The 18681-nt window shown below is 70.9% G+C and carries 13 protein-coding genes, 2 rRNA genes and 1 pseudogene; 3 read left to right on the forward strand and 13 right to left on the reverse strand.

What is annotated here, in order from left to right; all coding sequences use genetic code 11:
* Window positions 1–33: 33 nt before the first annotated feature.
* The 7 genes and pseudogenes from E1281_RS06970 to E1281_RS07000 all read right to left on the reverse strand — a co-directional run bounded on the left by E1281_RS06970 (window position 34) and on the right by E1281_RS07000 (window position 7472).
* On the reverse strand, window positions 34–1035 hold the full coding sequence (locus tag E1281_RS06970; protein ID WP_243716673.1) for a hypothetical protein: 1002 nt from the start codon (window positions 1033–1035) through the stop codon (window positions 34–36).
* Between the two features lie 4 nt (window positions 1036–1039).
* A complete protein-coding gene (locus tag E1281_RS06975; protein ID WP_131876320.1) occupies window positions 1040–1996 on the reverse strand; it encodes a copper transporter in 957 nt (318 codons plus the stop codon).
* Entirely contained in the window at window positions 1993–3231 is a 1239-nt protein-coding gene (gene steA, locus E1281_RS06980; protein ID WP_131876321.1) for a putative cytokinetic ring protein SteA, read from the reverse strand. Before steA ends, E1281_RS06975 begins: the two co-directional genes overlap by 4 nt.
* A gap of 153 nt (window positions 3232–3384) precedes the next feature.
* Complete coding sequence (gene recN / locus E1281_RS06985) at window positions 3385–5091, reverse strand: DNA repair protein RecN (protein WP_131876322.1); 1707 nt, start codon at window positions 5089–5091, stop codon at window positions 3385–3387.
* A 217-nt stretch (window positions 5092–5308) separates the two neighbouring features.
* Window positions 5309–6190, reverse strand: a pseudogene (locus E1281_RS06990) (NAD kinase); the annotation flags it as partial.
* Window positions 6191–6304: 114 nt separating this feature from the next.
* Window positions 6305–7105, reverse strand: coding sequence for a TlyA family RNA methyltransferase (locus E1281_RS06995; RefSeq protein WP_131876324.1), 801 nt, complete (start codon window positions 7103–7105; stop codon window positions 6305–6307).
* A gap of 25 nt (window positions 7106–7130) precedes the next feature.
* The gene (locus E1281_RS07000) at window positions 7131–7472 is read right to left on the reverse strand and encodes a hypothetical protein (protein WP_131876325.1); all 342 of its coding nucleotides are present in this window, start codon (window positions 7470–7472) and stop codon (window positions 7131–7133) included.
* Between the two features lie 114 nt (window positions 7473–7586).
* On the opposite strand from E1281_RS07000, the gene E1281_RS07005 reads away from it, so the two are divergent.
* Window positions 7587–7928 (forward strand): SCP2 sterol-binding domain-containing protein, encoded by a 342-nt coding sequence (locus tag E1281_RS07005; RefSeq protein ID WP_131876326.1) that lies wholly within the window; start codon window positions 7587–7589, stop codon window positions 7926–7928.
* Between the two features lie 2 nt (window positions 7929–7930).
* On the opposite strand, the gene E1281_RS07010 is transcribed toward E1281_RS07005, so the two are convergent.
* The gene (locus tag E1281_RS07010) at window positions 7931–8932 is read right to left on the reverse strand and encodes an HAD-IIA family hydrolase (protein ID WP_131876336.1); all 1002 of its coding nucleotides are present in this window, start codon (window positions 8930–8932) and stop codon (window positions 7931–7933) included.
* A 74-nt stretch (window positions 8933–9006) separates the two neighbouring features.
* Window positions 9007–9450 (reverse strand): tetratricopeptide repeat protein, encoded by a 444-nt coding sequence (locus E1281_RS07015; RefSeq protein WP_131876327.1) that lies wholly within the window; start codon window positions 9448–9450, stop codon window positions 9007–9009.
* A 64-nt stretch (window positions 9451–9514) separates the two neighbouring features.
* On the opposite strand from E1281_RS07015, the gene E1281_RS07020 reads away from it, so the two are divergent.
* Entirely contained in the window at window positions 9515–10849 is a 1335-nt protein-coding gene (locus E1281_RS07020) for a DUF1015 domain-containing protein (protein ID WP_131876328.1), read from the forward strand.
* A 7-nt stretch (window positions 10850–10856) separates the two neighbouring features.
* Window positions 10857–11795, forward strand: a complete 939-nt coding sequence (locus E1281_RS07025) for an MBL fold metallo-hydrolase (protein ID WP_131876329.1) — start codon at window positions 10857–10859, stop codon at window positions 11793–11795.
* An 18-nt stretch (window positions 11796–11813) separates the two neighbouring features.
* Here the strand turns inward: E1281_RS07025 and E1281_RS07030 are convergent, their stop codons facing one another.
* The 4 genes from E1281_RS07030 to E1281_RS07045 form a co-directional block, all read right to left on the reverse strand.
* Window positions 11814–12980: an alkaline phosphatase PhoX gene (locus E1281_RS07030; RefSeq protein WP_131876330.1), complete on the reverse strand. Its 1167-nt coding sequence runs from the start codon at window positions 12978–12980 to the stop codon at window positions 11814–11816.
* 105 nt (window positions 12981–13085) lie between these two features.
* Complete coding sequence (locus tag E1281_RS07035; protein ID WP_243716675.1) at window positions 13086–14054, reverse strand: hypothetical protein; 969 nt, start codon at window positions 14052–14054, stop codon at window positions 13086–13088.
* Between the two features lie 1012 nt (window positions 14055–15066).
* Window positions 15067–15183, reverse strand: a 5S ribosomal RNA gene (rrf, locus tag E1281_RS07040).
* Window positions 15184–15344: 161 nt separating this feature from the next.
* Window positions 15345–18457 (reverse strand): 23S ribosomal RNA (locus E1281_RS07045).
* Between the last annotated feature and the right edge of the window lie 224 nt (window positions 18458–18681).

An 18681-nucleotide genomic window follows, 5' to 3' on the forward strand; every position in this document is an offset into this window, starting at 1 on the left:
GAGTCTGCGGGGGGTGTGGTCGTCCGGTGCGGTCTAGGCGGGGTCGGCGGGGACGCCGTTGCCCGCGGGGCCGGTCTGCGGCGGGACGGTCGGGCGGAAGGCGTCCTCCATGTCCGGTTTCTCCGACGCGCCGGAGCGGGCCTGCGCGGGGACCGGCACGGCGGCGGGCCGGCGGCCGAGCATGTCGATCCGGTTCAGCGCGGGGCTGCCCGCGATGACCTTGGTGAAGCTGACGAACTCGCTGGCGGCGTTCAGTCCGGCGAGCCCGGTCAGCACGGCCAGCCGGGGCCCGCGGCCGAGGCGGGTGGCGGCCAGCCCGAGCAGCGCGCCGAGCGCGTTGGAGCCGGTGTCGCCGAGCATCGCGCGCTCGGCGAGGTCCTCGGGCAGCAGCGCGGCGGCGGCGCCCAGCGGCGCGGCCACGACGGCGGAGGACGGCCGTGCCAGCGCCAGCGGAGTGCCGGTGATGACGCCGACCTTGATCGCGCGTCCCGGACGCAGGTCGAACAGGTTCATCAGGTTCGCGGACCCGGCGATGATCGCGCCGTTGACGAGGGCGTCGAACGCGCGGCCCGTCCGGGACGGTGCGGGCGACCCGGCGACGGCGGCGGCGGCGAGCCCGGTCGCGCCGATGCCGAGGATCTTCACCGCGCCGCTGGTGACCTCGCCGCGCGCCAGCGCGGTCAGATGGCCCTTGAAGCCGCGGGACGAGGCCGAGCCCGCCAGGTCGTCGTAGCCGCCGAGCAGCCCGGACCCGACGCCCGCGAGCAGCGCGGCGGCGCGCATCCGGCCCTGGACGCCGGGCGCCAGCAGCCCGCCCGCGGCGGCGCCCGCGACGACGGCGGGCCCCTCCAGCAGCGTCACCGGCTCGCCGCGGTGGTTGGTACGGCCCCACACCTCCGCGCCCGGCACGCCGTTCACCCCGGGGGGATCGCGCGTCAACGCGGCGTAGGCGGCGCGCCCGGCCACGGCGCCGAGTCCCGCGCCCGCCAGCAGCCGTGCCGTCCTCGACGTACCGGAGGCGATGCGTCGCTTCATCAGGTCACCCGTTCTTCCCCGCCGTCGGCGCGGGCGAGGGCAGGTAGCCGCCCACACCGGCGCCCGTCCCGTACTGCCCGGTCTTGCCGCTCATCTCGTTCTGCAGCGCCAGGATCGCCACCACCTGCCCGGAGGGGGTGTCCACCACGTCGACGGTGGAGACCGACTCCTCGGCGTCGGAGTCGCGAAGCGCCGCGATCAGCCCGCCCTCCTGCGCGGAGGTCGAGGGGCCACCGACGACCGTACCGCGCCCGGCGGCGTCGAGTGCGGAGGCCAGCGAGATCAGGGCGTCGTTGTCGTCGCCGCCGCCCTCGTGCGCGTACGGGGTGGCGGGCGAGACCAGCACGGCGAGCGTCGCGTGCTGGCCGGGCTTGCCGCTGGCGGTGATGTACCCGGCCTCCTTGAAGCCGTTCAGGACGGCGCCGCCGGCGGCGTCCTCGCGGCCGGACTCGGCGGGGTCCTTGGTGACCAGGGCGTCGGCCAGCACCGCGCCCGCCTTCTCGAAGGCGCTCGCGTTGCCGGGGAACTCGACGTCGTCGGCCTTCAGCTGCGTGGCCAGCTCGTCGACGGTGGCCTGCTGGTCGTCGTCCAGGAGCTTCTTCTGGATCGTGACGCGGCCGGTGACGGCGGCGCCCGCGCTCCTGGCCAGCTCGCTGAGCTGCTCGATGCTGTCGTTGCCCGCGCCCGGCGTCTCGACCATCACCACGGACTGGCCCTTGAGGCGGTTCTCGACGATCTGCGGGGACAGCACGCTCGCGAACTGCTCCTGGCCGTTCGAACGCTGCTGGAGCTGCCGTTGCTGGTCGCGGGCCTGCTGGGCGGTCTTGGCCGCCTGGTTCGCCTGCTGCCGCAGGGTGTCGCTCACCGAGTCCGAGAGCGTCGTGGAGCCCAGGACGATGCCGAGCGCCAGCGCCAGGAAGATCGCGACGATGGAGACGAGGTGGTAACGGAAATCGATCACGTGAAGAGTCCGGTCAGCCAGAAGACGAAGGCGTGCCAGCGGTCGGCCAGCAGGGGACTGATGACGTCCCCCGCCGGGGACATGGCGACGGCGGTGACGATGGCGATGAACGCGCCGAGGACGAGGAACAGCAGCGACCAGGTCGAGATCCGGCTGCGGTAGAGCCTGCTGACGCCCTTGGCGTCCACCAGCTTGCTGCCGACCCGGAGCCGGGTGAGGAACGTGCTGGCCATGCCGGCGCGGCCCTTGTCGAGGAACTCCACCATGTTGGCGTGCGTGCCGACGGCGACGATGAGCGTCGCGCCCTTGTCGTCGGCGAGCAGCATCGCGATGTCCTCGCTGGTGGCGGTGGCGGGGAACGTCACCGCCTCCTGGCCGAGCTCGTGCACCCGCTTCAGGCCGGGCGCCCGGCCGTCCCGGTAGGCGTGCACGACGATCTCCGCGCCGCAGGTCAGGGCGTCGTCGGACACCGAGTCCATGTCCCCGACGATCATGTCGGGGCGGTAGCCGGCCTCCAGCAGCGCGTCCGCGCCGCCGTCCACCCCGATCAGCACGGGCCGGTACTCGCGGATGTAGGGCCGCAGCGTCGCGATGTCCTCGCGGTAGTGGTAGCCGCGGACCACGATCAGCGCGTGCCGCCCGCCCAGCTTCGTGGCGACCTCGGGGACGCCGACGCCGTCGATGAGCAGGTCGCGCTCGCGCTTGACGTACTCCATCGTGTTGGCGACGAACGCCTCCAACTGCGTCGCGAGGCCCGCCTTCGCCTCGGTCAGCGCCGTCTCCACCGACTCGGGGGTCTGCTCGGTGCCCTTGGCGACGACGTCCTCGCCGCGGTGCACGGCGGGGCCCTCGACGCGGACCTGCTCGCCCTCCTGGAGCTTGGCGAAGATCTCGGGCCCGACGTCGTCCACCAGCGGGATGCCCGCCTCCAGCAGGATCTGCGGGCCGAGGTTCGGGTACCGGCCCGAGATGCTCGGGGCGACGTTGACGACGGCGCCGACCTCGCACGCCACCAGCGCCTCGGCGCTGACGCGGTCGATGTCGACATGGTCGATCACCGCGACGTCGCCGGGCTGGAGGCGCTTGGTCAGGTCCTTGGTGCGGCGGTCGAGCCGGACCGTGGCGCTGACCCCCGGCCGGCCGTCCTCGCGGCCGCGGCCGAGCGCGAACGCGCGCAGCGGCAGCTTCTGCGCCAGCCGGATGCGCCGTTCGGTGGTCGGTGACGAATCGTTCATCAACTGCCATCCTGCCAGAGCAGCGGTGCGAACGCCGGAAACGGCGAGCGTCCAGGCGTGTCCGTTCGCGCACTCTCTGTAGTTTTTCGGGAACGTTGGGGGTCGCCCCCCTACAGGGGCTCTGCAGTTCTCAGGGGGCGCGGCGGGGCCCGGTCACCGTTCCTCGGCCGCCATCGCGAGGAGCTCCTCGGCGTGGGCGCGGCCCAGCTCGGAATCCTCCAGGCCGGCGAGCATCCGCGACAGCTCCCGCACCCGCCCCTCCCGGTCCAGGGCGGTGACGCCGCTGCTGGTGACGGTGCCGTCGTCGGACTTCTCCACCAGCAGGTGCTGGTCGGCGAACGCCGCGACCTGCGGAAGGTGTGTGACGACGATCACCTGGGCGTTGCGGGCCAGCCGGGCCAGCCGGCGCCCGATCTCCACCGCGGCCTTGCCGCCGACGCCCGCGTCGACCTCGTCGAACACGAACGTCGGCACCGGGTCGGCGCCGGCGAACACGACCTCGATCGCCAGCATCACCCGGGACAGCTCGCCTCCCGAGGCGCCCTTGTGCAGCGGCAGCGGCTTGGCGCCGGGATGCGGGGCGAGCCGCACCTCGACCTCGTCGAGGCCGTGCGGGCCGTAGTCGGCGGTCGGCGTGACCGACACCACGACGCGGGCGTGCGGCATCGCCAGCGCGGTCAGCTCCTCGGTGACGGCGTCGGAGAACCGCTCGGCGGCGCGGGTGCGGACCTCGGTGAGCTCCCCCGCCTCGGCGGCGAGCCGCTCGGTCAGCTCGGCGTGCTCGGCCCGCAGCTCCTCGATGCGGTCGTCGTCGCCCTCCAGCTCGGTCAGCCGGGCCGCGGACCGCCGCGCCCATTCCAGGACCTCGGCGACCGTCCCGGCGCCGCCGCCGTACTTGCGGGTCAGCCCGGTCAGGTCGGCACGCCGCTCCTGGACGGCGGCGAGCCGCGCCGGGTCGGCGTCCACGGACTCGGCGTAGGACGCGAGGTCGGTGCCGACGTCGGAGACCAGGTAGCCGGCCTCGGCGAGGCGGTCGGCGAGGGCCGCGAGCTCCGGGTCGTGCTCGCGGACGGCGTCCAGCGCGTTGCGGGCCTGGCCGAGCAGGTTCGTCACGTTCGCGGCCTCGAACGCGGCGGCCGCGTCGCCGAGCAGCGCCTCGTGCGCGGTGTCGGCGGCGCCGCGCAGCGCGTCGGCGTGCCCGAGCCGCTCCTCCTCGGCGGCGAGGTCGACGTCCTCGCCGTCCTTGGGGTCGACCTTCTCGATCTCTTCGAGGCCGAACCGGAGCGCGTCCGCCTCCTGGGCCCGCTCGCGCGCCCGCGTGGTCAGTTCCTCCAGCAGCGCGGTGACCTGCCGGTGCCGCTGGTACGCCTTGGTGTAGGCGCGCATCGGCTTGGTCAGCGCGCCGCCCGCGTACCGGTCGAGCGCGCCCCGCTGCCGCGACGACTGCAGGAGCCGCTGCTGGTCGGACTGCCCGTGGACGGCGACCAGGTCGTCCGCGAGGTTGATCAGCACGTTCACGGGGACGGAACGCCCGCCGAGGAAGGCCCGGGAACGGCCCTCCGCGGACACCGACCTGGTGACGATCAGCGCGCCCTCGTCCAGGTCGCCGCCGGACTCCTCGACGCGTTCCACCACGCGGCCGCCCGGATCGACGACGATCCTCCCCTCCACGGTGGCGCGGTCGGCGCCCGGCCGGACCCGCTGCGGGTCCGCGCGCCCGCCGAACAGCAGCCCGAGGCTGGTGACCACCATCGTCTTGCCCGCCCCGGTCTCGCCCGTGACGACGTTGAACCCCTGGGACAGATCGAGCACGGCCTCGTCGATCACTCCGAGGCCCTGTATCCGCACCTCATCGACCATCGGGCGCACCAGCGTCACAACCCTCCGCAAAAAGATCCCGGATCAGCGCCTGTGGAGATTATCTCCTCTCCTCGCCGGACGCTCCCCCGTCCGGCGCCGCGTGCCCGCCGCCGGGAGGGGCGGCCGGCTCCGGGCGGCCGGTGCCGCCGTCCGCCGCCGCGGCGTCCTTGACCTGCGAATCCGCCAGCGGCGGGGACGGATGCGCCGGCTGGCGGACGCGGCCCCGCCAGCCCGTCACGGGCAGCCCGAACTTCGTGACCAGCCGGTCGGTGAACGGGGTGGAGTGCAGCCGCGCGAGCCGTACCGGCTCGGCCCCGCGCCGGACCTCCACCCGCGCGCCGGGCGGCAGGTCCAGGGTGCGGCGCCCGTCGCACCACAGGACGGCGCGGGGCGTGCCCGGCAGCACCTCCACCGCGACCGACGAGCGCGGCGACACCACCAGCGGGCGCGCGAACAGCGAGTGCGCGCTGATCGGCACGACCAGCATCGCCTCGACCTCCGGCCACACCACCGGGCCGCCGGCCGAGAACGCGTACGCCGTCGACCCGGTCGGTGTGGCGCACACCACGCCGTCGCAGCCCCAGTTGGACAGCGGCCGGCCGTCGATCTCGGCGACGACCTCCAGCATCCGCTCCCGCTCGCCCTTCTCGATGCTCGCCTCGTTCAGCGCCCACGTCGTGCCCAGGACCGTGCCGTTGCGGCGCGCGGTGACGTCGATCGTCATGCGCTCCTCGACGTCGTAGTGCCGGGCCACGACCCGGTCGGCGGTGGCGGCGAGGTCGTCCCGCTCGGCCTCGGCGAGGAACCCGACGTGGCCGAGGTTGACGCCGAGCAGCGGCGTGCCGGACGTGCGGGTCAGGTCGGCGGCGCGCAGCAGCGTCCCGTCGCCGCCGAGGACCATCACGACCTCGGCGTCGTCGGCGGCCGCCGCGGTGCTGGGCATCACGTCCACGCCCTCGCAGCCGATCTGCGCGGCCTCGGAGTCCAGGACCCGCACGCAGATCCCGGCTTCGCCGAGCTGCTCGATGACCAGCTGGGCGCTGCGGACCGCCTCCGGCCGCCCGGTGTGCGCCACGACCAGCACCGACCTCTTGCTCATGCTCCTCGCCCCACTCCCCGACGCGCTACGGCGTACAGACGTCTGGACGAACATCCCTCTCGGGGACGTTCCCGGTTCGGACGCCTTCTGTACGGTCCTGCGGTGCGTCGCCGATCATTCCGGGCCCTCCGCGATGGCCGCGGCCAGGTCCGCCTCGTCGAGCGGCGGGGCGCCGGCGCGCAGCCACAGGAAGTACTCCACGTTCCCCGACGGGCCCGGCAGCGGGCTCGCCGTCACCCCGAGGACGCCGAGGCCCAGCGTCGCCGCGTGCTCCGCCACGCCCCGGACCGCGCCGGCGCGCAGCTCGGGGTCGCGCACCACACCGCCCGCGCCGACCCGGTCCTTGCCGACCTCGAACTGGGGCTTCACCATCATCGCGTAGTCGGCCCCGGGCGCCGCGCACGCGTGCACCGGGCCGAGGACGAGTCTCAGCGAGATGAACGACAGGTCGCCGACGACCAGGTCCGGCGGCGTGCCGCCGAGCATGCCCGGCTCCAGCTCGCGGATGTTCACCCGTTCCATGACGGTGACCCGCTCGTCCGTCCGCAGCGGCCAGGCGATCTGCCCGTACCCGACGTCCACCGCGTACACGTGCGCCGCGCCCGCGCGCAGCAGGACGTCGGTGAACCCGCCGGTCGAGGCGCCCGCGTCCAGGCACACGCGGCCCTTCGGCTCCAGCCCGGCGAACGCCGCCAGGGCGCCGGCGAGCTTGTGGCCGCCGCGCGAGACGTACTCGGGACCGCCTGCGGCCTCGGCGACGAGGATGGCGGCCCCGGTCTCGACCTGCGTCGCGGCCTTCGCCGCCCGCTGCCCGCCGACCTTCACCCGCCCGTCGCCGATGAGCTGCCCCGCGTGCTCGCGCGAGCGCGCCAGACCGCGCCGGACCAGCTCCGCGTCCAGCCGCCGCCTGCTCATCGCCTCACCTCCGCTCGGCGGTCGCTCACGGGCGGGGCCGGAGGGCGTCGGGGAACGCGGCCCTGGGCGCCTCGGGCCGCCCGGGGTGCTCGGGGTGCTCGGGCCGGTCGTCCTGGTCGGCGGACGCGAGCAGCTCCTGGAGCCGCTGGTGGACGTCCTCGTAGATCTCCACGTGCTCGGGGACCGGCCGCGCGCCCAGCTCGCCCAGGCGCGCCACGACGGCGTCGACGCGCCGGTCCCCCGTCGGGGCGAGCGGTGGCGCCGCGGGGAACTCCGGCTCGGCAGGGGCCGGACCCCGCTCCGCGGCGGGGAACTCCGCCGGGACCTCCACCGGGAACCCCGGCTCCTGCGCTGCCTCGTCGGACATCACGTTTACCTCCCAGTCGGCCCTGAGCACCCGCGACGAGTCGCTTCCCGCTCACCCAGAACGCTACCGTCCCTGAACGACATCGTTGTCGCAGGAACGGGGAACGGCCTGAGCATGGCGAACGAGGAGGACTGCCGGGCGGCGCTCGGCCGTATCGCGGCGCGCGTGGCGGAGGTGGACGCCGACCGGTTCGCCGAGCACGTGGTCGAGCGGACGATCAGCTGCCGCATCCCGGATCTCGCGCTGGCCTACCGCACCCGGCTCCACCAGGGCGGTCTCGACCCGTTCGAGCCCGACGGCGACCCCGCCGCGGCGCAGGTGCGGCTGACCGTGGACAGCGCCGACCTCATCGCGCTGTCCCACGACGAGCTGAACCCGGCCAAGGCGTGGGCGGCGGGCCGCCTCAAGATCGAGGCGAGCATCCTCGACCTGCTCCGCCTGCGCAAGCTCCTCTGAGTTCAGAGCGAGAGGCTTTCCAGGGCGCCTGCGAGAGCGGCCGCGGGCGCCGGCGTATCGCTCTCCCAGGCGGCGGACGCGAGGGCGCGCAGGCCGTCGTAGGGGTCGCCGGAGCCGGTGACGGTGAAGGCGGCGCCGTCGCGGCGGGCGGTCCAGTCGCGGCAGCGGTGCCCGCCGCCCTCGCGGTGGACCTCCGGGTGCGCGGCGAGGAGGCCGGTCAGGTCGGCGGCCAGGTAGGTGGGGCGCCGGTTCGGCGGTGCCGTGAGCACCTGCAAGGGGTCGGTGACGCCGGTGAACACGAGGAGGCTGTCGGCGCCCCCGTTGTGGGCGCCCTCGATGTCGGTGTCGAGGCGGTCGCCGACCACGAGCGGCCGCAGGGCGCCGGTGCGCAGGACCGACTCCTGGTGCAGCGGCCGCTCCGGCTTGCCGGTGACGATCGGCTCGACGCCGGTGGCGGAGCTGATCACGCGGAGCAGGGAGCCGTTCCCCGGGTGCGGCGGCCCGTCCCCGCCGGGGATGGTCAAATCGCCGTTGGAGCCGACGAACAGCGCGCCCATGCTGACGGCCTGCGCGCCCTCCGACAGCAGCCCGTACCCGATGTCCGGGTAGTAGCCCTGCGCGACGGCGGCGGGACGCCCGGCCGCGGTGGACACCGGGCGCAGGCCGTGCGCGTACACGGCGTGGCGCAGGCCCATCCCTCCCACGACGAGGACCTCCGACCCCGCGGGGAGCCGCTCGGCGAGCAGGCGGGCCGCGGCCTGCGCCGAGGTGACCACGTCCTCCGCCTCGGCCGGGACGCCCACGTCGCCGAGCAGCGCCGCGACGGCGGACGGCGTCCGCGAGGCGTTGTTGGTCACGAACGCCAGCCGCTGCCCCGCCGCGCGGGCCTTGGCGAGCGACTCCGCCGCCGCGGGGACGGGCCTGCGGCCGATGTAGACGACCCCGTCGAGATCGAGCAGGGCGACGTCGTAGACCTCGCTCAGGGGGCGGTCGCTGCCCTTCATCGTGTTCCTCATGACCGTGATCGTAGGGGACTTGTTACCCGCCGGTAAGATGTTCGGACCCGCCCGCGTCCGCGTCAGCGGCGGGCCTTGAGCGTGGCCCTGGCGTGCCGCAGCGCCTTCGCGTAGTCCTCGTTCTCCGGGCGCATCGCGGCGGCGAGCGCCAGGTGCCGGGCCGCGCCCTCGAAGTCGCCCAGGCGGCTGAGCGCCAGCCCGAGGCCGAACCGCGCGTAGTCCTCGGCGGGCTCCTCCGCGACGATCGACTCGAAGCTCTCGGCCGCCGCGCCGAACTGCCGCGTCCCGAACTGGGCGCGGGCGAGCGCCTCGCGGATGCTGTGCGACCACGGCTCGGCCTCGGCCGCCCTGGCCAGCAGTTGCAGCGCGGCGCCGGCGCTTCCGGCCCTGAGCAGCTCCAGGCCGCGCGTGTACCACTCGTAGACCCCGCCCTCCGGGGCGGCCGCATGCTCGCCCGGAGCGTCCCCGGGGGAATCCTCCGGCGATCCAGATCCTTGATGACTCATGGGGGACCTCCCTCGGACTATCGACCGTACCCGCCACGCAGAGACTCGCCCGACGGTGATTAGCATGCCCAGAGTGGACGACGACCTCCCCTCCGGCCTTCCGCCGGAGGAGTTCAGCGCCCGGATCTTCGGGACGGCGGAGCCGCGGACGGGCCGCGGACTGGAACTGTCGCCGTTCCGCGGAGTCCGCTTCGTCCCCGGCGTCGCGGGCGGCCTGGCGTCGGTGACCATGCCCCCGTACGACCTGATCGACGACGCGGCGGCCGTGCGGCTGCTCGCGGGCGGCGGGTACAACATCGTCCGGCTCAACCTCCCGCGCGCCGCCGGGGAGAGCTACGCCACGGCGGGCGAGCGGCTGCGCCGCTGGCTGGACGAGGGCGCCCTCGCGATCGACCGGGACCCGGCCCTGTACGTCTACGAGGCGTCCCGGGACGGGACGGTCCTCCAGCGCGGCCTGATCGGCGCCGTGGGGCTGCGCGCGGAATCCGAGCGGGTCGTGCTGCCGCACGAGGACGTCTTCCCGGGCCCGGTCCGCGACCGGCTCGCGCTGATGACGGCCGCCGACGCCAACCTGGAGCCGATCTTCCTGCTGTACGGGGGCGGCGGCGACGCGGCCGGGGCCGTCGACGACGCGGCGGCCGAAGAACCGCTGATGGAGTTCCGTGCGGACGACGGGCTCACCCACCGGCTGTGGCGCGTCACCGACCCGGCCGTGCATGCGCGCGTGGCCGCGGACCTTCACGGCAAGCAGGCCCTCATCGCCGACGGCCACCACCGCTACGCCACCTACCGCGCCCTTCAGGCACGCCATCACGCGGCCGGCGACGGTCCGGGCCCCTGGGACTCGGGCCTGGCGCTGCTGGTCGACTCCACGCGGTATCCGCCTCATCTGGGCGCGATCCACCGGGTCCTGCCGGATCTCCGTCCGGGTGATGCGGTCGAACGGGCCCGCAAGGTCTTCCGCGTCACCGGCTTCCCGGACGAGGGCGACGCGCTCGAAGCGCTCGCCGCCGCATCCTCTCCCGCCTTCCTCCTCGGCGGGGGAGACGCCCTTCATCTCCTCACGGACCCCGATGCGGACGCGCTGCCCCGCTCCATGCCGTCCGAGCACTCGGCACGCTGGCAACGGCTCGACACCGCCGTCCTCGACCACCTCCTCATCGGGGACGTGTGGAACGTCCCCGAGACCGAGGACGCCATCGAGGTGGTGCACGACGACCCGTCCGCCGCCGTCGCCCGCGCCCGGCGCACCGGCGGCACCGCCGTCATCCTGAACCCCCTCAAGGTCGGCGACGTCCTGGCCGTCGCCGCGGGGGGCGAGCGCGTCCCTCGCAAATCCACGTCCTTCGGACCCAAACCCCGCACGGGCCTCGTCCTGCGCCTCCTCGGGAAACGATGATCGGAGCATGGACATCACGAACACGATCACGCCGCTCGGCGGTGACGTCTACGAGATCGACACGCGGATGGCCGGGTACTCCGGGATCACCGCCGGCTACCTGATCATGTCCGACCGGCCGTGCCTGGTGGAGCCGGGCACCTCCGGTTCGGCGCCCGTGGTCCAGGCGGCTCTGCGGGAGCTGGGCGTCGGCCCCGACGACCTGGCGAGCGTGGTCGTGACGCACATCCACCTCGACCATGCCGGAGGAGTCGGCGACATCGCGCGGATGTACCCGCGGGCGGAGGTCGTCGTCCACGAGAAGGGCGCGCGTCACCTGGCGGACCCGTCCCGCCTCATGCGCAGTGCCCGCATGGTGTACGGGGACGCCCTCGACACGCTCTTCGGCGAGCTGAAGCCGACGGACGCGGCGCGCATCCGCTCCGTCGAGGACACCGGCACGGTCGACCTCGGCGGCGGGCGGCGGCTGGAGTCGCACTACTCCCCCGGCCACGCCAAGCACCATGTCGGTCTGATGGACTCCCAGACCGGCGACCTCTACGTCGGCGACGCCGCCGGCATCTACATCCCCGAGACCGCGGACGTGAAGCCCGCGACGCCGCCGCCCGACTTCGACCTCGGCACCGCCCTGGCGTCGATCGGAAAATTCCGGTCGCTGGGCCCGCAACGGCTGCTGTTCGCGCACTACGGCCCGGTGACCGACGTCGACGACACCCTCGGACGGTCGGCCGAAGAACTACGCGTCTGGGTGGACGCCGTCAGCGACGCCAACGACCAGGGCCTCGACCTCGACCACGCCGTCGCGATGGTCGTCGACCGCACCAGGGACCGCTACGCCATCACCGCCGAGGGCGCCGACCCCGCCCTGGCCGCCAAGTACGAGGTGCTGAACAGCGCGGAGAGCAACGTCGCCGGCATCATGCACGCCCTGAACAAGGGCACCTGACGCCCTCCCCGGGCCGGTTCAGCGGCGGAACGGGCCGGTCACCTCGAACGTGTGGCCGTCCGTCCCGGCGATGAAGCCGCTCTTGCCGCGCTGGGACGAGAAGTAGAAGCGCGACCCGTCGGGAGTGAAGGCCGGGCCGGTGATCTCCGACTCGTCGTGGCCGAGGATGCGCAGGAACGGCGTGACGATCCCGTCCGTGGTGATGAGGTTGATCTCCATGTTGTCGCCGTCTTCGGCGACGTAGAGGTCGCCCGACGCCGTGGCGGTCACGTTGTCGACGCCGTGCAGGGGCGCTTCGCCTTCGGTGACGAGGTCGTCGTCGTAGGCGATGTCCAGACGTTCGGCCGCCGCGTCATAGGCCCACACGCGGTTGTCACCCTTGGTCGTGAAATAGCAGACGCCGTGCGTGTAGTGGCAGCCTTCGCCGCCGTCGAAACGCATCGCCCCGGCCACCTGCTCACGGGTCGCGGTGAGCCAGAACTCCGGGTTGGGCACCTTCGCCCACTGGACGGTTCCCGTCCCGGAGCCGACCAGCACTTCGAGCGTCCCGGCCGACAGGTCGCCCCAGGTCTGAGGCCGGAACCGGTAGAAGCACCCGTCGGACTGGTCCTCGGTGAGGTAGACGACCTTCCGCTCAGGGTCGGACGCCGCGGCCTCGTGCTTGAACCGGCCCATCGCCGGACGCGCCACGGCCGAGTCCTCACCGCGCGGGTCCGTCTCCCACACCAGGCCGAGGTCGTGCTCCTCGCACGACAGCCACGTGTTCCACGGCGTCGCCCCGCCGGCGCAGTTCAGCGTGGTGCCGTTCAAAGTCCGGTAGGCGGAGGTGACCTTGCCCGACGCGTCGAACCGCAGGGCGGACACACCGCCCACGAGCGGGACCTCCGAGTTGCTGACGTAGATCCAGCCGTCCCCGTCGGGGAAGCACGCACCGCCATCGGGCGCCGGATGCCAGGTGTACCTCGTCCCCTCGACGCGCTTGAGCGAGCGCGCCACGATCCGGCTGGTGAATCCCTCGGGCAGCTGGAGGCCGTTGGCGTCCGCGGCCTGCAGCGGGCCGTACGGGCTCGGGCCGGGCTGCGCGGGACCCGCGGCGAAGGCCTGCTGCCACAGCGCGCCGGAGAAGGCCGCGGTACCGCCCGCGACGGCGGTGGCGCGCAGGAACATACGTCGGTCGACGGGCATGGCGCTCCTAGGGGTCGATCACCGCCGGACGATGCCCGGCGCCCCCCGAACGGCGCGGTCCCGTGACTATCGAGCGAAACCTACCCGCCAGTCAAGTAGGTGGCCTCATTCCGCCTGCGGCGGCCGCTCCCCGTCAACGGGCTTCGGCTCCAGGAACACCGCGGGTACCTCCGGAGCCTCCTCCTCGGCGGCCTCCGCGACGTCGGAACCGGCATCGGTGAACGCGATGTCCGTAGCCGACCCCGCCTCCGCGCCGGCCTCGCCCGGCTTGACGCTCTCCTGCCCCGGGACGGCCTCGTCCTCCGAAACGCCCTCGTCGCTCTGCACGGCCTCCCCCTGCGCGTCGGCGCGGGCTTCCGGGAGGGCCTCACCAGCCGAGGCGCCCTCGTCGTCCTGGGCGGCTGCCTGGCCCAAGAGCACTTCGCCCGCCGGGGTGGTCATGGGCTCGGAAAGGGAGGTGTCCTCGAAGTCGCCGGGCTCGGGGACGGCGTCGCCGAGTTCGTCCTCCTCGGTGTCGACGATGTGCAGGCCCTCGAGTTCGGCGTACCGTTCGGCGGCGTCGGTCTCGCCGTCCCGGTCCGCCGCGGCTGCGCGTGCGAACCAGTCGGACGCCTCCTCCCGGCCCGCCTCCGCCAGCGCGTCGGCGTAGGCGTAGAACAGCCGCACCGACCACGGCCGGAGCCGCCTGTCGCGAAGCTCGGGGATCTGCAACGTCACCACGGCGGCGTCCTGCTGCCCCAGATCGCGGCGCACACCCGACTCGACGATGCGGAGCTCGACGCGTCCCATCGGGTCGAGCCGCCTGGCCTCGGCCGACTTGATCAGGTCCAGGGCGCGCTCGGGACGTCCGAGCCCGCGCTCGCAGTCGGCCATCACGGGCAGGTACGAGTCGTCGCCGGCACTGAGCCGCCGCGCGGCGCGCAGCTCGGCGAGCGCTTCCGCCCACTCGCCGGCGTGGTAGGCCGCGATCCCGGCCGCCTCGCGGACGACACCGACCCGCGACCCGAGCCGCCTGGCGGCTCGCGCGTGCTTGTAGGCCCGCTCGGGCTCCTCCTCGGCGAGCCGCCCGGCCATCACGAGGTGCCGGGCGACCTTCGCGGCCAGCTCCTTCGGCAGCGTGCGCAGCTCGGCGCGAGCGTCCGCGTCCAGTTCCTCGCCCGTGACGTCATCGGGCAGGATCGGGTCGTCGTGCGCGGGAGCGGGACGCTCGCGCTCCTCCGGACGGCTCCGCCGCTCCGGACGGTCGCGACGCGCTCCCGAGGGGCGTCCGCCGTCCTGCGGTCGCTTGGGCCCGCCGCGCGCCTTGAACGGCTTGTCGCGGTCGCCCGGACGTCCCTCGCGCTTGCCCTCGAAGCGGCGGCCGGAGGGACGCCGCTCGTCCCGTCCTCCACGGTCGTCGCGCTCCGGGAAGCGGCCGCGCTGACCTCCATCGGCCCGCCGCTCCCCCTGACCGCCACCGCTAGGCCGTCCACTCGGCCGCCCCTCACGGCGCGGTCCGCCACCCTGACCAGGTCGAGAGCCACCCTGACCGGGACGAGAGCCACCCTGACCAGGTCGAGAGCCACGAGGCCCCCCGGGGCCGCCGCGTCCTTCACGGCGCTCCCCGCCCTGACCGCCGCGAGGCCCGGTGAAACCGCCCTCCCGGCGCTCGCCACGTGGACCGCTGGGGCGGCCTTCCCGACGGTCGTCCGAGCGTCCCTCGCGGGGTTCCGTGCGCTGGCCGTCCGAGCGTTTGAAGGGGCGCCCGGGTTTCCGGTCATCGCGCTTACCGCGCGCATCCCGGTCCTTGCCCTTCCAGCCACCGCCTTCAGGGCGACCGCGTCCACCCTGCGGCCCGCTCCTCTTGCGGTCGCCGGGGCCGGCCGGGCCGCCACGAGCGCCACCTCCACGACGGGCAGGCGCGTTCCGCTTCCCGTTATCGTCCCGCCGCCCGCGGTTGCCGTCGCCGGGGCCGTCCTCTTCCGCGCTCATCACGTCCGTCACTGTTCTTGAAGGTGGTTCCGTGGACACTTGCAGCCTACTTTGCAGCACCACGACATGCGTCGAGGGCCGCCCCACAAATCGGGGCGACCCTCGACCAATATGAGTCCGGCGGTGTCCTACTCTCCCACACAGTCTCCCATGCAGTACCATCGGCGCTGAAGGGCTTAACTTCCGGGTTCGGAATGGGACCGGGTGTTTCCCCCTCGCCAAAACCACCGAACGACCAACCCCAACACCCACCCAACCATCCGGCAGGTGCGGGAAGACTCGTCCGAGCCAGGCTCGGTATCCACTTAACAACACGCAGTCGCCCAGTTGTTTCCTGGGAACCACACAGGGACGCGAACACACTCACACAGCGATTCGGATTGAACGTCATGTGTGTTCAAGCCACTCGGCCTATTAGTACCGGTCGACTCCACACGTTACCGCGCTTCCATCCCCGGCCTATCAACCCAATCGTCTCTTGGGGGCCTTACACCCACAAAAAAGGGGTGGGAGAACTCATCTCGAGGAAGGCTTCCCGCTTAGATGCTTTCAGCGGTTATCCCGACCGAACGTAGCCAACCAGCCGTGCCCCTGGCGGGACAACTGGCACACCAGAGGTTCGTCCGTCCCGGTCCTCTCGTACTAGGGACAGACCCTCTCAATTCTCCTACGCGCGCAGCGGATAGGGACCGAACTGTCTCGCGACGTTCTAAACCCAGCTCGCGTGCCGCTTTAATGGGCGAACAGCCCAACCCTTGGGACCTACTCCAGCCCCAGGATGCGACGAGCCGACATCGAGGTGCCAAACCATCCCGTCGATATGGACTCTTGGGGAAGATCAGCCTGTTATCCCCGGGGTACCTTTTAGCCGTTGAGCGACACCACTTCCACACGTAGATGCCGGATCACTAGGCCCTGCTTTCGCACCTGCTCGACACGTCCGTCTCACAGTCAAGCTCCCTTGTGCCCTTACACTCGCCACCTGATTGCCAACCAGGCTGAGGGAACCTTTGGGCGCCTCCGTTACACTTTAGGAGGCAACCGCCCCAGTTAAACTACCCACCAGGCACTGTCCCCCACCCGGATACACGGGCGCGGGTTAGACGCTCAAAACGACCAGAGTGGTATTTCACCAACGACTCCACCGACACTGGCGTGCCGGCTTCACAGTCTCCCACCTATCCTACACAAGACGCTCCAAACGCCAATGCCAAGCTATAGTGAAGGTCCCGGGGTCTTTCCGTCCTGCTGCGCGAAACGAGCATCTTTACTCGTACTGCAATTTCACCGGGCCTGTGGTTGAGACAGCGGGGAAGTCGTTACGCCATTCGTGCAGGTCGGAACTTACCCGACAAGGAATTTCGCTACCTTAGGATGGTTATAGTTACCACCGCCGTTTACCGGCGCTTAGATTCTCAGCCTCGACCCAAAGGTCTAACCGGTCCTCTTAACGTTCCGGCACCGGGCAGGCGTCAGTCCGTATACAGCGTCTTACGACTTCGCACGGACCTGTGTTTTTAGTAAACAGTCGCTTCCCCCTGGCCACTGCGACCACACCCAGCTCCCGCCGCAAAGGACGATCACCAGACATGGCCCCCCTTCTCCCAAAGTTACGGGGGCAATTTGCCGAGTTCCTTAACCACAGTTCACCCGATCGCCTTGGTATTCTCTACCTGACCACCTGAGTCGGTTTAGGGTACGGGCCGCCGATACACTCGCTAGAGGCTTTTCTCGACAGCATGGGATCACTCACTTCACCTAAAACGGCTCGGCATCACATCTCACCCACCATGGCACACGGATTTACCTGTGCACCGGGCTACATGCTTACCCCAGGAACAACCATCGCCTGGGCTGAGCTACCCTCCTGCGTCACCCCATCACTCACCTACTACCCCCTCGGACCGACCGCTAGGCCCAGAAAAAGCCCGAAGGCTCAACCCGGGATTCAGGGTCTTAGCATCAGAGGATTCAGCGTTGGCGCATACCAGCGGGTACGGGAATATCAACCCGTTGTCCATCGACTACGCCTGTCGGCCTCGCCTTAGGTCCCGACTTACCCTGGGCGGATTAGCCTGCCCCAGGAACCCTTGGTCATCCGGCGCAAGAGTTTCTCACTCTTGACTCGCTACTCATGCCTGCATTCTCACTCCCACAGCCTCCACCACTCGATCACTCGGCGGCTTCACCGGCAGCAGGACGCTCCCCTACCCACCCGAACAAAAAGCTCGAGTGCCACGGCTTCGGCGGTGTGCTTGAGCCCCGCTACATTATCGGCGCGGAATCACTTGACCAGTGAGCTATTACGCACTCTTTCAAGGATGGCTGCTTCTAAGCCAACCTCCTGGTTGTCACTGCAACTCCACATCCTTTTCCACTTAGCACACGCTTAGGGGCCTTAGCCGATGATCTGGGCTGTTTCCCTCTCGACTACGAAGCTTATCCCCCGCAGTCTCACTGCCACGCTCTCACTTACCGGCATTCGGAGTTTGGCTGACGTCAGTAACCTGGTAGGGCCCATCAGCCATCCAGTAGCTCTACCTCCGGCAAGAAACACGCGACGCTGCACCTAAATGCATTTCGGGGAGAACCAGCTATCACGGAGTTTGATTGGCCTTTCACCCCTAACCACAGGTCATCCCCCAGGTTTTCAACCCTGGTGGGTTCGGGCCTCCACACCGTCTTACCGGCGCTTCACCCTGCCCATGGCTAGATCACCCCGCTTCGGGTCTACAGCATGCGACTAAAAACGCCCTATTCAGACTCGCTTTCGCTACGGCTACCCGCCACCGGTTAACCTCGCCACACACCATAACTCGCAGGCTCATTCTTCAAAAGGCACGCCATCACCAACACAAAAGCCGAAACTTTCATGAGGAGGCTCTGACGGCTTGTAGGCACACGGTTTCAGGTACTCTTTCACGACCCCTCACCGGGGCACTTTTCACCTTTCCCTCACGGTACTAGTCCGCTATCGGTCACCAGGAAGTATTCAGCCTTACCACGTGGTCGTGGCAGATTCACACAGGATTTCACGGGCCCCGTGCTACTCGGGGACACGCCCAAGAGGTACCGCAATTTCGTCTACCGGACTCTCACCGTCTACGGTCGGCCATCCCAAACCATTCGACTACCACGATACTTTATAACTCTCCGACCTGGCGGCAGCCAGATCAAGGCGACCCCACAACCCCGCACACGCAACGCCTGCCGGCTATCACACGCGCACGGTTTAGGCTCCTCCGCTTTCGCTCACCACTACTCACGGAATCACAATTGTTTTCTCTTCCTGCGGGTACTGAGATGTTTCACTTCCCCGCGTTCCCACCAACCTGCCTATACATTCAGCAGGCGGCGACACCCCATAACGAGTGCCAGGTTTCCCCATTCGGAAATCCCCGGATCAAAGTCTGGTTGCCGACTCCCCGAGGCATATCGCAGGCTCCCACGTCCTTCATCGGCTCCTGATGCCAAGGCATCCACCGTATGCCCTTAAAAACTTGAACACACAAAACGATCAAAACAAATCGCAGACAAGAACACGACCCCAAAAGAGCCGAGTTCTCGCCAGAGATGCTCGCGTCCACTGTGCAGTTCTCAAAAAACAACCGGGCCCACCAAAACCACACCACCCGTCACGGATGATGCGGTCCTGGTCCCGCGATCCGAGGCCACCGGGCTCGCGCCCGTTCCCTCAGGACCCAACAGCGTGTCCACCAACCCGCCCACC

The organism is Actinomadura sp. KC345 (assembly GCF_004348515.1).
GTDB lineage: Bacteria > Actinomycetota > Actinomycetes > Streptosporangiales > Streptosporangiaceae > Spirillospora.